Origin of the sequence: Micromonospora echinaurantiaca (assembly GCF_900090235.1) — a bacterium.
In the GTDB taxonomy this organism is placed as follows: Bacteria; Actinomycetota; Actinomycetes; order Mycobacteriales; family Micromonosporaceae; genus Micromonospora; species Micromonospora echinaurantiaca.
This window is the reverse complement of the sequence record NZ_LT607750.1, coordinates 6,240,705-6,253,252: the sequence shown is the minus strand read 5'-3', so window position 1 is coordinate 6,253,252 and position 12,548 is coordinate 6,240,705. Positions and strand designations below refer to the sequence as shown.

13 protein-coding genes are annotated in these 12,548 nt (G+C 73.0%); 1 reads left to right on the top strand and 12 read right to left on the bottom strand.

Annotated elements, in window-relative coordinates:
• Positions 1 to 18: 18 nt before the first annotated feature.
• The 3 genes from GA0070609_RS28315 to GA0070609_RS28305 all read right to left on the bottom strand — a co-directional run bounded on the left by GA0070609_RS28315 (position 19) and on the right by GA0070609_RS28305 (position 1,858).
• A complete protein-coding gene (locus tag GA0070609_RS28315) occupies positions 19 to 408 on the bottom strand; it encodes an ACT domain-containing protein (protein WP_088996615.1) in 390 nt (129 codons plus the stop codon).
• Between the two features lie 75 nt (positions 409 to 483).
• On the bottom strand, positions 484 to 942 hold the full coding sequence (locus GA0070609_RS28310; protein WP_088996614.1) for a hypothetical protein: 459 nt from the start codon (positions 940 to 942) through the stop codon (positions 484 to 486).
• A gap of 175 nt (positions 943 to 1,117) precedes the next feature.
• On the bottom strand, positions 1,118 to 1,858 hold the full coding sequence (locus GA0070609_RS28305; protein ID WP_088996613.1) for a hypothetical protein: 741 nt from the start codon (positions 1,856 to 1,858) through the stop codon (positions 1,118 to 1,120).
• Positions 1,859 to 2,018: 160 nt separating this feature from the next.
• Here GA0070609_RS28305 and GA0070609_RS28300 point away from each other — a divergent pair, with 160 nt between their 5' ends.
• Positions 2,019 to 3,233, top strand: a complete 1,215-nt coding sequence (locus tag GA0070609_RS28300) for an arginine deiminase (RefSeq protein WP_088998015.1) — start codon at positions 2,019 to 2,021, stop codon at positions 3,231 to 3,233.
• Between the two features lie 132 nt (positions 3,234 to 3,365).
• On the opposite strand, the gene GA0070609_RS28295 is transcribed toward GA0070609_RS28300, so the two are convergent.
• From GA0070609_RS28295 to GA0070609_RS28255, 9 genes are all read right to left on the bottom strand, one after another.
• Positions 3,366 to 4,250, bottom strand: a complete 885-nt coding sequence (locus GA0070609_RS28295) for a DUF5926 family protein (RefSeq protein ID WP_088996612.1) — start codon at positions 4,248 to 4,250, stop codon at positions 3,366 to 3,368.
• Between the two features lie 61 nt (positions 4,251 to 4,311).
• The gene (locus GA0070609_RS28290) at positions 4,312 to 4,728 is read right to left on the bottom strand and encodes an ATP-binding protein (RefSeq protein ID WP_231928930.1); all 417 of its coding nucleotides are present in this window, start codon (positions 4,726 to 4,728) and stop codon (positions 4,312 to 4,314) included.
• 64 nt (positions 4,729 to 4,792) lie between these two features.
• Entirely contained in the window at positions 4,793 to 6,250 is a 1,458-nt protein-coding gene (locus GA0070609_RS28285; RefSeq protein ID WP_088996610.1) for a sensor histidine kinase, read from the bottom strand.
• An 85-nt stretch (positions 6,251 to 6,335) separates the two neighbouring features.
• A complete protein-coding gene (locus GA0070609_RS28280) occupies positions 6,336 to 7,157 on the bottom strand; it encodes a glycerophosphodiester phosphodiesterase (protein WP_088996609.1) in 822 nt (273 codons plus the stop codon).
• Positions 7,158 to 7,166: 9 nt separating this feature from the next.
• Positions 7,167 to 7,502, bottom strand: a complete 336-nt coding sequence (locus tag GA0070609_RS28275; protein WP_088996608.1) for a rhodanese-like domain-containing protein — start codon at positions 7,500 to 7,502, stop codon at positions 7,167 to 7,169.
• A gap of 58 nt (positions 7,503 to 7,560) precedes the next feature.
• Positions 7,561 to 8,439, bottom strand: a complete 879-nt coding sequence (locus GA0070609_RS28270; protein WP_088996607.1) for an LCP family protein — start codon at positions 8,437 to 8,439, stop codon at positions 7,561 to 7,563.
• Between the two features lie 295 nt (positions 8,440 to 8,734).
• On the bottom strand, positions 8,735 to 9,943 hold the full coding sequence (locus tag GA0070609_RS28265) for an LCP family protein (protein ID WP_088996606.1): 1,209 nt from the start codon (positions 9,941 to 9,943) through the stop codon (positions 8,735 to 8,737).
• 248 nt (positions 9,944 to 10,191) lie between these two features.
• Entirely contained in the window at positions 10,192 to 11,439 is a 1,248-nt protein-coding gene (locus tag GA0070609_RS28260) for an LCP family protein (protein ID WP_088996605.1), read from the bottom strand.
• Positions 11,440 to 11,506: 67 nt separating this feature from the next.
• Positions 11,507 to 12,484: an NAD-dependent epimerase/dehydratase family protein gene (locus GA0070609_RS28255; RefSeq protein WP_088996604.1), complete on the bottom strand. Its 978-nt coding sequence runs from the start codon at positions 12,482 to 12,484 to the stop codon at positions 11,507 to 11,509.
• Between the last annotated feature and the right edge of the window lie 64 nt (positions 12,485 to 12,548).

Sequence of the window (12,548 nt, the reverse complement as noted above, 5' to 3'; positions counted from 1 at the left end):
TGAAGCGGCGGTCGCGGTTCAGCGCAGGACGCGGTGCCCGGCCCGCTCCAGCGCGCTGGTCGCCGCGCCGAGGCGGACCGCCGGGACGAGCAGGTAGTCGGTGTCGTAGCTGGAGAAGGCCAGCGCGCTGACCCGGGCCTCGGCGAGCGGATCCACCAGCGCGGCGAGGGTGCCGGTGACCGCGAGGTCGACCGGTGCGACCACCCGCAGGCACCGCCAGACCGTCTCGATGGCGGCCTGGTCGGGTACCCGGTCGGCGGGGCAGATCAACGAGATGCCGTCGGCCGTCCAGGTCACCGTGACGACGTTGCCGTCACTCAGCCCGCCCGACAGCCCCGGCGGCAGGGCGGAGTCGGCGGCCAACCGGCACACGGCGTACTCCCCCGGCAGCAGAGCGATATCGAGCATGAGGGCACCCTACGGCCTGGTGGCGGGTCGGCCCCAGCTTCGCCGCGTGCGGCGAGCACCACACCGGGCCGCTGCTCAGACCTCGGAGAAGAAGGTGAGCGAGCCGGTGACCGACCCGTCGGTGAGCACCGGGGTGGAGATCGCGTCGACGGTCGCGTCCGGTGCCCCGGTCGACGCCGCCTGGACGCGGAGCAGGCCGCGGGCGAGCCGCCCGGACGAGAGCGCGAGCAGCGGTGGGATCTTGTCGATCTCCTGCTCGGTCAGCTCGCGCGGGTTGGCCGTGAAGTCGAGCAGCCGGAGCCCGCCGCCGAGTAGCGGCAGCCCGATCACGTCCTCGGGCGCACCGAGGCAGAGCAGTTCGCACCCGGCGGCCGAGACCGCGACCACCTTCGTCTCGGCGTCGATCAGCAGGCAGGGCTCGTCAGCATGGGACACGGTCAGCGACCACTGGCCGAAGTTGTCGGACTCCTGCGCTGTCGGTGTCCTGGCCGCGGGTGCGAGGACTTCCGAGAGCGAGAGTTCGACGTGGGCCACCGCGCCTCCTATGTACACCGACGGTCTGTCCACGCTAGCCGGTCACCCCGGCCGTCGCCGACCGCGCGGGAGTCACCGGGCCGCCGGTGGTGAACGATGCCTGGCCGGGCGGGCCGGCGACGGCGCGACCGACGGTGCCGACACCGGACCGGGCCGCGTGGCGTCGCCGGTGACGTTACCGCCGGTTGGCCGGCTTGTCAGCGGCCGTTCGGCCCTCCTCGTACCACCGGTAGTCGGCCGCCGGACGGTAAGTGCCGTTCAACCAGGTGCTCGGGTGCTGGGCGACCCGGGAGAGCTTCTCGGCGGTGGCCGGGCTGATCCGGTTGCCCGCGGCCACCAGCAGCCGGTCCAGCTCGCGGTGGGTGGCCATGAGGCAGTCCTTCGGCAGCCCGTAGACGCTGATGACGCCGGAGCCGACGAAGGTCAGCACCGGCGTCACCGGAATCGGGTGCCCCACCGCGGTACTGAGCGCCTTGCTGGCCCGCTTGGCGTCCCGACGGGCCTCGGCCACGTAGGGCGGTCGCTTGCCGTTGATCTGCACCACGTCGCCGGCCACCAGCACCCGGGCCCGGCCGTGGTCGGCGATGGTGACCGCGAACAGCCCGCTCGGACCGATGGCCAGGAAGCCGGCCCGGTCGTCCTGGCCGTGGTCGAGCAGGACGTCGGCGACGTCGGTGCGCGGCCACTCGATGACGTGCCAGGCCGGCCCGAGGTGGTCGAGCTGACCGAGGGCCCGCGCGCCGGCCGCCTCCAGCCGCCGCGCGCCCCGCTCCGCCCGCCGGCGGCGGGCCCACTCCAACGGGGACGGACGGGGCGGTGTGAGGACCCCCGGCGACTCCACCCGGGGGTGGGGCACCGCCGCGGGCGGCAGTGCCCGGGTCGGGGGTACGGCTCGACGAGCGGGAAAGACAGTCATCGCGACCTCCGGCAAAAGGTCCCTCGAAGTTATGTCCTCACTACCCTACGTTGCCAGTCCCGGGTCTCGGCAAGCTGGAGCGCCGGAATGACTGTGGATGAATGCCATATTCATTCACAGTTGTTTTCTCGGATGCCGCCAAACCCTGCCCTACGCTGCGATAGTGACCCACTACGTCGACAGCGAGGTCGGCCGGCTCGGCACCGTGCTGCTGCACCGACCCGGCCCGGAACTCGCCCGGCTGACCCCACGCAACAACGACTCGCTCCTGTTCGACGCGATCCCGTGGGTGGGGCGGGCGCAGGAGGAGCACGACGCCTTCGCGGCGGCGCTGCGCGGGCGCGGGGTCGAGGTGCTCTACCTGGCCGACCTGCTGGCCGAGACGCTCGCCGTGGACGAGGCGCGGGCCGAGTTGACCGCGGAGGTGCTCCGCTCGCCCCGGCTCGGCGACACCCTGCGGGCCCGGGTCGCCGACCACCTCGCGTACCTCGACCCGGTGGCGCTGGCCGACGTGCTGATCGCCGGGTTGGCCCACGAGGAGCTGCGGCTCAGCCCGGAACGGCCGGGTGGCCTGGTCTACACGTTGATGGACCGGCACGACTTCGTCATCGACCCGCTGCCGAACCTGCTCTTCACCCGCGACTCGTCGCTCTGGATCGGCGACCGGGTGGGGGTGACCAGCCTGGCCATGCCGGCCCGGCGCCGGGAGACCACGCTGACCGACGCCATCTACCGCCACCATCCGCGCTTCGTCGGCACCGAGGCCGTCTACCACCCGCACCTGGAGCACCTGGAGGGCGGCGACGTGCTGCTGCTCGCGCCCGGCGTGCTCGCGGTCGGGGTGGGTGAGCGGACCACGCCGGCCGGCGCCGAGCGCCTCGCCCGGCAGGTCTTCGCCGCCGGGCTGGCGCACACCATCCTGGTGGTGCCGATCGCCCAGGAGCGGGCCACCATGCACCTGGACACCGTCTGCACGATGGTCGACGTGGACGCCGTGCTGATGTACCCGAACGTGGCGAACACGCTCTCGGCGTACACCATGATCGCCGGCGCGGACGGCGAGGATCCACGGGTGGACGGCCCGGCGCCGTTCCTGCGGGCCGCCGCCGACGCGATGGACCTGGACCAGCTCCGGGTGATCGACACCGGGCTGGACCCGGTCACCGCGGAACGCGAGCAGTGGGACGACGGCAACAACACCCTCGCCCTGGCTCCCCGGCTCTGCGTCGGGTACGAGCGCAACGTGGAGACCAACGCGCAGTTGGAGCGCGCCGGGATCGAGGTGATCCCGATCGCCAGTTCGGAACTCGGCTCCGGCCGCGGCGGCCCCCGCTGCATGTCCTGCCCCCTCGTCCGCGACCCCCTCCGCGGCTGACGCCCCCAAGACCTGCGCACGTTCACCGAAGGAGTGGCTGTTTCGCCGCGGAAGACACTCTTTCCGTGAACGAGTCGGCGCTGCGCGGGGCGGGTGCGGCGCGCGCAGGGGTCGGCGCGTGGGGGTGGGGGGTCAGCGGAGGGTGAGTTGGCGGCCGAGCAGGCCCTGGCGGGACCGGCGGCCGGCGGCGTCCAGCGGGGTGGTGTCGGCGAGCGCCTCGGCGTACCGCTTGGCGAACTGGGCGACCGGGTCCTCCCACTCGCCGGCCGGCGTCTGCTCCGGCAGGTCCCAGACCGGCACCAGCCGCCCGTGCGCGCGGAACATGCCGGCGAACTTCGTGTCCTCGCCGAGGGTCAGCGTGCCGGCGGCGCCGAGCCGGGCCAGCGCGTCGAGCGCGGCGTCCTCGTCGTCCGGCAGCACCCAGCGCACGTGTGCCTTCTCCGGCACCTGGCACCAGTACGCGGCCCGGGCGGCGGTCAGCCGCACGGTCGGGTAGACGGCGGCGTTGGCCCGCTCCAGGGACGCCTGCACGGTCGGGTCCTCGCCGGCGCCCGGGTCGAGCCAGAACTCGAACCCGTCGTGCATGGTGATCTCCAGCGGACCGTCGACCAGGACGTCCTGGAGCCGGGGGCCGGGGCCGGGCAGCGGCGGCACCGCGACCTGGCCACCCGGCTCGGTACGCAGCGCGCAGAGCAGCGCCTCGGCCAGGTCGCGGGAGACGTCACCGGACTGCTGGTGGCGCTGGAGGCCGATGAAGACCCGCCCGTCGGGCTTCGTCATCGCCGGAGCCGCCATCGGCAGCACGGTGGCCAGCGTGACCGGCCGCTCGCCGAACTCCTCGACCAGCTCGGGGACGAGCCGCAGCGGGGCGGAGGCGGCCGGCACCAGCTCGCGCAGGGCGATCCACTCCGGCTCGTCGGTCAACCCCTCGAAGGGGCGGGGCACGAAGACGTCGCGCACCTTCTCCCGCTTCGGGGTGGCTTCGGCTGCCCGCTGGCTCTTTCGACGCTTGCTCACGGCGAGACAGCCTAGAGCCCGCGACCGGGTGGCGTGGGCAGGACCCGCCTCCGGTGCCCGATCAGCCGGCCGCGACCAGGTCCGACCGGGCCGCGCCGACCGGCTCGAACTCGGCCCAGACGCTCTGCCCCAGCCCGTCGCGGTCCACGCCCCAGCGGCTGGCCAGGCCGGAGACGATGTGCAGACCCCGGCCGTCGGCCGCGTCCGGGTCGGCCGACCGGATCCGCGGCCCCTCGGTCGCGCCGCCGTCGGTCACCCGCAGCGTGATCCGCTGACCCTCGTCCGACGTCCGCAGCCGCCAGGCCACCCGGACCACCCCGCCGGGCAGCGGGTCGGCGTGCCGGACCGCGTTGCCGACCAGTTCGGCCAGGACCGCGACCAGATCCGCCAGCAGGGTGGCGGGTACCACCTCGGTCAGTTCCTCGGCGAGCCGCCGCCGGGCCAGCCGCGCCCCGCTGGCGTGGTGCGGCACCACCACGCACCACGCCCGTTCGCCCGCTCCCGTCGACACGCGTCGCCCCTTCTCACCTCGCCGCCGCCGGTCACCCGCGGGGCAGCCGCACCTCAGCGACCGTACCGCCACCGGCCCTCGGTCGGAGGAATACCCAGCCATCCTGCTGTTCAACGATCCGGCGGACGAGATAGAGACCCAACCCGGCGCCGGGAAAGCGCCGCCGGTCGCCGGATTCGCCCTGCCAGAACCGGTCGAACGCCCGCTCGACGTGCTCCGGCCGGATGCCGATGCCCCGGTCGCCGACCCGGAACGAGACGGTCTGTCCGTCCGCGCCGGCGGTGACCTCGATCGGCGACCCGGGCGGGCTGTACTTGCCCGCGTTGGTGGCCAGTTCGGTGAGCACCGTGGCCAGACTGGGCCGGTAGCCGAGCGCCTTGGGCAGGTCGGCCGGCAGGTCGAGGACGAGCCGGTGGCGCAGCTCGGCCGGCAGGTCGGCGACCGCGGCCCGGAGCGCGTCGCCGAGGTCGAAGGGGGCCGGCGGGTCGTCGCCCGGACCGGGCTCGGCGGCGGAGGAGAGCAGCCGGTCCACCAGTCGGGCCAGCTCGTTGGCGCGCTGGCCGATCACCCGGGCGGCCTGCCGCCGGTCGGCGTCGGTGAGCGACTCCCAGTGGTCGGTGAGGGTGTCCGCGTACCCCTTGATGACGGTGACCGGGGTACGCAGCTCGTGGCTGGTCACCGCGACGAACAGGTCCCGGTCGTGGTGCCGGCGCTGCTGGTCGGTGATGTCCCGGAAGCTGACCACCCGCAGGGCGGCCGGCCCGGCCAGCTCACCCGAGGTGATCCGCAGCCACCGGCCGTCCGGCAGCCGGTGGTCGAGCACCTGGCCGGACGGCGGCAGCGGGAACGGCAGCGGCTGGTTGAGGGCCTGGTCGGCCGCCCGGCCGGTCACCTGGGCCGCGGCGGGGTTCCAGAGCCGGACGTGCCCCTCCCGGTCGACCACCGCCAGCCCGTCCGCGAGTGCGGCCACCACCGGCCCGTCACCGTGCACCGGCAGTCCGCTCTGGTCGCCGTACATGTGCGCGATGCAGGAGGCGAGGTAGGCGACCACGGCGTGCTGCTCGGCGCCCGGGTCCTCGTCGCCGGCCGGGTAGAGGGCGTGCAGGCTGCCCACGGTGAGCCCGCCGATCTCGGCCCGGGCGACCACCATCCGGTGCAGGCCGCGGGCGACCAGTTCGCCGGTGAGCTGGCCGGTGAGCTGGTCCGTCCGGACCTGCTGCACCCGGGGGCCGGAGAGTAGGCAGACGGTGGCCGGGTCGGTGGCCGGCAACGGCCGGCCCACCGTCCACTCGGCGGCCCCGGTCGCGGCGATCACCCGGCCGCCGGCCGGCCCGAACTCCACGAACGCCATGGCCGCCGCGCCGAGCGCGGGTTGGGCGACCCGGAGCAGCTGGGTGAGGACCGGCAGCCCGGCGTCGCCACAGTTGATCATCTCGATGACCACCCGGTGGCCGGCGATGAGGGCCGCGTAGTCGGTGCGCTCCGGCATGCCCCGAGTGTGCCGCGCCGTCCGGCTTTCGGACACCCCCGGCCGGACCGACCGCCGCGCCCGGCGGGCGGACCGCACCCGATGGTCACCGGCCGAGGTCGGCGGTCGGTGGTGGTCGGCGACCGAGCCGGGCCAGGGTGTGCGCCGGCCGGTCGGTGATGATCCCGTCCACCTCGGCGGCGAGCACCAGGTCCAGGTCCGCCGGCTCGTTGACGGTCCAGACGTAGACCTGGTTGCCGGCCGCGCGCAACGCCGGGACCAGCTGCGGGCGGGCCCGCACCAGGCCGATCCCGGGGCCGGCGATCCGGCTGCCGAACGGCAGCCGGCCCAGCCGCAGCCAGCGCGGCAGCACCTCCAGCAGCAGCACGGTGGGCAGCGCCGGGGCGAGCTCCCGCATCCGGCGTACGGCCAGCGGGGAGAACGACATCACGGTCACCTGCACCGGATCGTCCGGTTTCGCCTCGGCGAGCCCGTACCGGCGCAGCAGGGTGACCAGCCGACGCTCGACGTCGCCGCCGTACCGGGAGGGGTGCTTGGTCTCCACCAGCAGCCGGACCGGCCGGCCGGCGGCCAGGACGGCGTCGAGCAGCCGCTCCAGGGTGAGCAGCCGGGTGTGCGACTCGTCGAGCACCTCGTCCCCGTCGGCCGGTACGCAGCCCGGGTGCCATGAGCCGAAGTCCAGCGCCTCGAGTTCGGCGAGGGTACGCGCGCTGACCAGGCCGCGACCGTTGCTGGTCCGATCCAGCCGCCGGTCGTGCACGCAGACCAGGTGCCCGTCCCGGGTCAGCCGGACGTCGCACTCCAGCCCGTCCGCGCCCTCGTCGAGGGCGCGCAGGTAGGCGGCGAGGGTGTGCTCCGGCAGATCGTACGACGCGCCGCGATGCGCGAAGACCAGGGGTTCGGCCATGCCGTCCGCCTAGCGGACCCACCCCGGCTGCCCGTTGTCGTCGATCACCGGGCGGCCGGCGGCGGCCCACTCACCCATCCCGCCCGCGACGTTGCGCACCTGGTCCCAGCCGTTGCGCATCAGGTAGGCGACGACCTGGGCGGAGCGCCCGCCGGACCGGCAGATGACCGCCACGTCCCGGTCGGTGGGCACCTCGGCGAGCCGGGTGGGCAGCTCCATCATCGGCAGGTGGTGGGCGCCGGGGGCGTGGCCGGCGGCCCACTCGTCGTCCTCCCGGACGTCGAGCAGGTAGGTGTCGTCGGCGATCTCGGGCACGGTCACGGTGGGTACCTGGGGTCCGAACACGGGTACCAAGCCTAGATCCTGGTCCGGCCAACCGCCGCAGTCGCGGCCGCCGGTCCGGTCACAACCGGGTCACCCAGCGGGGGTTGGCCGTGGCCCAGTCGGCCATGCCGGCGTCCTGGACCGCCTCGAAGAGCCCGTTTGCCCCGTTGTCCAGCATCACGTACGAGACCTGGTCGATGATCTGCGGGTAGGACGGCACCTGCACCCCGCGCAGCGCGTCGCTGGGCAGGTCGCGCAGTGCGAGGAGCAGGTCCTCCAGCGGCACGCCGTTGGTGTCCACGGTCAGCGAGCCGCCCACCGCGCGGATCACCTGGTCGAGTTTGACCGGATTGGTGCGCAGCTGATTCTCGGCGGCGCGTTCCAGCATCGCCCGGAGCAGTTGCTGCTGGTGGGTCTGCCGGTCGTAGTCGCCGCCGGGCAGGCCGTAGCGCTGGCGCACGTAGTCCAGCGCCTCTGCCCCGTCCATCCGCTGGCAGCCGGGGCGGAAGACCCGGTCGGTGTGGATCGAGCGAACCTCGGTCCGCACGCACATCCGGACCCCGCCGAGCAGGTCGATCACCTTCCGGAAGCCGGAGAAGTCGATCAGCGCCGCGCCGTCGAACCGGATCCCGGTCAGCCGGGCCAGCGTGACGGAGAGCAGTCGGGCGCCGGCGTCGCCGCCCCCGCCGTGCTCGAACGCGGCATTGATCTTGTCCTGCCCGCCGCCGAAGCCGTTCGCGCTGGCCGGGATGGCCACCAGCAGGTCACGCGGGACCGAGACCAGGTACGCCTCGCGCAGCCCCGCCGGCACGTGCACGATGAGGATGGTGTCGGTGCGGTGGTCCGGGCCGCTGTCGCCGGGGCGGGCGTCGGAGCCGACCAGCAGGTAGTTGAGTGGCCCGTCGAGGTCGGTCCGGTCCCGCCGGGCGCGCGGGTCGAGCAGTTGCTCCCGGAGCACGGTGCGGTCGTACCGGTCGGTGAGGGCGCGGAGGCCGACGATGGCGAGCCCGGCCAGCAGTACCAGCGCCAGGCCGGCGCCGAGCAGGGCGCGGGACCAGCGCGGCGGCGCGTCCCCGGTGCCCGCCCGGATCCGCGCGCGTCCGTCCCGCCCCGACCTGGCCGTGGCGCCCCCTCCCCGCAGCCGGTACGTGAAACCTGCTCACGTCAGGCTACGGGCGGGACGGCGCTGGTCCGGTCCGATCTGCCGAGATTCGTCCAGCCGTCCGACCCCACGGTTGCCGGGGGCGCTACCGCTACTTGCGGTTGGAGATCACTCCGGGGTTGGCGAAGACGAACTCAGCCAGCTTGTCCTCCTTGACCGCCCGGAACATGGCCAGGGTCTCCTCGCTGAGGGTCTCCTTGCCCGCGCCGTCGCCGTGGAAGGTGCCGCCGTTGGTCTTCAACATGGTCAACTCGTTGGCGGTGACCCCGCGCATGGTGAAGACGAAGTCGGCGACCGCCACCTCACCGGTGTCCAGGATGAAGGCCTTGCCGGCCGCCTTGATCAACTGGTTCAGCTTGACCGGGTTGGTCAGCGTGCCGTTGTCGCTGGCCTTCCGGGCCATCGCCTTGATCAGCTGCTGCTGGTTCGCCTGCCGGTCGTAGTCGCCGTTCTTGAGGGTCTTGCGCTGCCGGGAGTAGTCCAGCGCCGCCCAGCCCTCCATCTCCCGGCAGCCCTTCTTGTGCACCACCGGGGTCATCGGCTTGCCGGTCTTCTTGGCGTCCGCGTTCCACATCGGCTTGCCGTCGACGTACGACATGTGGATCGACTGGACCTCCTGCTTGACGCAGATGCGCACCGACCCGAGGGCCTCGATCACGTTCTTGAAGCCGCCGAAGTTGATGATCGCGGCGCCGTCGAAGCTGATCCCGGTCATCTTCTTGATGGTCTGCGCCATCAACTGGGCGCCGCCCTCCCAGCCGCCGCCGTTGCGGGCGCCGGCCTGGAACGCCGCGTTGATCTTGTCGACCCCGCCGGGGTAGCCACTCTTCTTGAAGGCCGGGATCTGCGCCTCGGTGTCCCGGGGGATCGAGATCAGGTACGCCTGGTCGTGGGTGGCCGGGATGTGCAGCACGATGATGCTGTCCGCGCGGACGTCGTCGGCGGCCCAGCGCTCCCGGGCGTCCACGCCGAGCAGCAGCATGTCGATCGGGCCGTCCAGGTTCGCACCGCCCTCGGCGTCGGTCTTGCCGGCGTCGCCGAGCAGGTTCCGCTGGGCGATGTTGCCGGTGGCCTGGCTGATCAGGGCCTTGCTGCCGACGATGGCGACACCGCTGGTCATCATCAGCACCGCGCCGAAGACGACGGTGAGCCGGGCCCAGAGCGGATCCTTGCGGCGCTTCCGCTTCTTCGCCGGGCCGCCGCCGCCCTTGCCAGGCTGTGCCGGAACGGTGGAGGACACCCGGACGGACGCGCGGGGTGACTCCAGCGACGAGGGGCGTCGGCTGGTCTGAACCGGCATGCGTGCTCCAGCTCGCGTGATAAGGGGCGGGACTACTGTACGTACGGTTTCCCGTCCTGGCGAGTTCGTCTCACGGCAAATTTCCGTTGCCCTGCCGGCCATCCAGGCGATCTGACCGAACGGACAGATCAAGGCGACCGGTCGGCGGTTGGCCTTGCGGCAGCCGGGACCCAGCCACCGACCGACGTCGACGACCGTCGACGTCCGACCCCGGTGCCGAGGCGTTCGGCCGGCCGGTCCGCGACGGGTCAGCCGCCGTCGCCCGCGGCCGGCTTCTGGTTGGCCTTCACCCAGTCGGCCATCGTGTCGCCGGCCATCGCCCGGTACATGGCGAGGGCCTTCTCCCGGTCGGAGACCACCACCGACTCCCCGTTGATCGTCTGGCTGCCCACGTGCGGGCTGGTGACGAAGGTGAGGTTCTCGCCGCGCAGGTTACGGAACTGCACCGCCATGTCCATCAACGAGAAGCCCTGGTCGACGGTGACCGCGTCGGTCACCGACTGGAGGAAGTCGTGCAGCTTCTTGGGGTTGGTCAGCGTGCCGGTGCTCGCCGCCTTGTCCATCAGCGCGCGGAGGAACTCCTGCTGGTGCCGCATCCGGGCGAAGTCGCCATCCGGGAACTGCTTGCGCTGCCGGATCCAGTCCAGCGCCTCGGCGCCGTCCATGTGGTTCACACCCTTGGTGAACGTCCGGTACGGCTTGTGGATCGAGGTGATGGTCCGCTCCACCTTCAGGTCGACCCCGCCGAGCGCGTCGGTGACCTGCTTGAAGCCGGCGAAGTCGATCGCCATCACGTGGTCCAGCCGGACGTCGGTGAAGCACTCCACGGTGCGTACCGCGAGCGGCAGGCCGCCGAACGCGAACGCCGCGTTGATCTTCCCGCGCTGGCCGGAGCCGCATTCGGCGCCAGCGCTCTCCGGGATCGGCACGTACAGGTCGCGCGGGATGGAGACCAGGTAGGCCTGCTTGTGGTCGGAGGGGATGTGCATCACGATGATCGTGTCCGCCCGCCACTTGCTGCTCTGGTCGACCGGGGCGTCCGGGTCCCGCGAGTCGCTGCCGACCAGCAGGATGTTCAGCGCCCCCTCGACCGGCTTGGCCGGCCGGCCGCCGGTGATCTCCGAGAACGGGTCGGTGCGGGCCAGGTCGTTGTTCAGGTTGCGGGCGTAGAACCAGGCGCCCAAACCACCGAGCAGCGCGAGCACCAGCACCGCCACCCCGGCGACCATGGCGATCCGGCCCCAGCGCGGGCGCGGACCCCGCCGCTCCGGCCGGCCGGGCCGGCCGCCGGGGCCGCCGGGGCCGCCCGGCCCACCCGGTCCACCCGGGCCGCCGGGTCCGCCGACCTGCGGTTCGTCGTCCGGCGCCGGGTACCAGCGTGCCTCACCCGGGCGGGCGCGTCCGGTGGCGCTCCGACCGGAGCCGGGCACCGACGCGCGCCCGGCGCTGCGGTGCAGGTACGGGAGCGGAAGGCCGGCTGGCGTGGTCGCTGACATGTAACTCAGGGTACGTAGCCGGAGCGAGTACCGCCCTGATCCACGGGCCGGTGTGGCGGCGGTGCGGTTACCCTAGCCGCTCGCGGAAGTACTCGATCGTGCGTCGCAGGCCGTCTTCGGGCGCCACGGTCGGCTCGTATCCCAGCAGTTCGCGGGCGAGGGTCAGGTCGGGCCGGCGCATCTCCGGGTCGTCGGCCGCCCGGGTGACGTACGTCACCTCGGAGCTGCTGCCGGAGAGTGACACGATCGTCTCGGCCAGTTGCCGCATCGTCATCTCGTGCTCGGTGCCGCAGTTGATCGGCCCGGTCTCGGTGGAGTCGAGCAGCAGCAGGATGCCCCGGACGAGGTCCTCGACGTAGCAGATCGAGCGGGTCTGGTTGCCGGTGCCGTGCACGGTGATCGGCTCCCCGCGCAGCGCCTGGGAGATGAAGGTGGGGATGGCCCGCCCGTCGTCCGGCCGCATCCGCGGGCCGTACGTGTTGAAGATCCGGACGATCGCGGCGTCCAGACCCCGGCTGCGGTGGTAGGCCATGGTGGCCGCCTCGGCGAAGCGCTTCGCCTCGTCGTAGACGCTGCGGATGCCGATCGGGTTGACGTTGCCCCAGTACGTCTCCCGCTGCGGGTGCTCCTTCGGGTCCCCGTACGCCTCGGAGGTGGACGCCATCAGGAACCGGGCGCCGTCGGCGACCGCGCGGTCCAGCAGGTGCAGGGTGGCCACCGAGCCGACCCGGAGGATCTCCACCGGCAGTTTCTCGAAGTCCGTCGGGCTGGCCGGCGAGGCCATGTGCAGGATCGCGTCGAACCGCTCGGCCACCGCCGGGTGGTGGGTCGGCAGGCCGTCGGAGATGTCCGCCTCGACGAGCGTGAAGGTCGGCTCGTCCAGCAGGTGGGCGACGTTCTCCTTCGAACCGGTGACGAAGTTGTCCAGCGCGACCACCGTGCAGCCGCGGGAGATCAGCACGTCCACCAGGTGTGACGGGACGAAACCGGCGCCGCCGGTGACGAGGACGCGGTGACCCGGTCCGAAGCGCGCTGCAACCTTCATGGAGGTCAGCCTACTCACCGGGCCGGTCCGGCACCCGCCGCCCGGGTCGCTGCGCGAAGGGCCC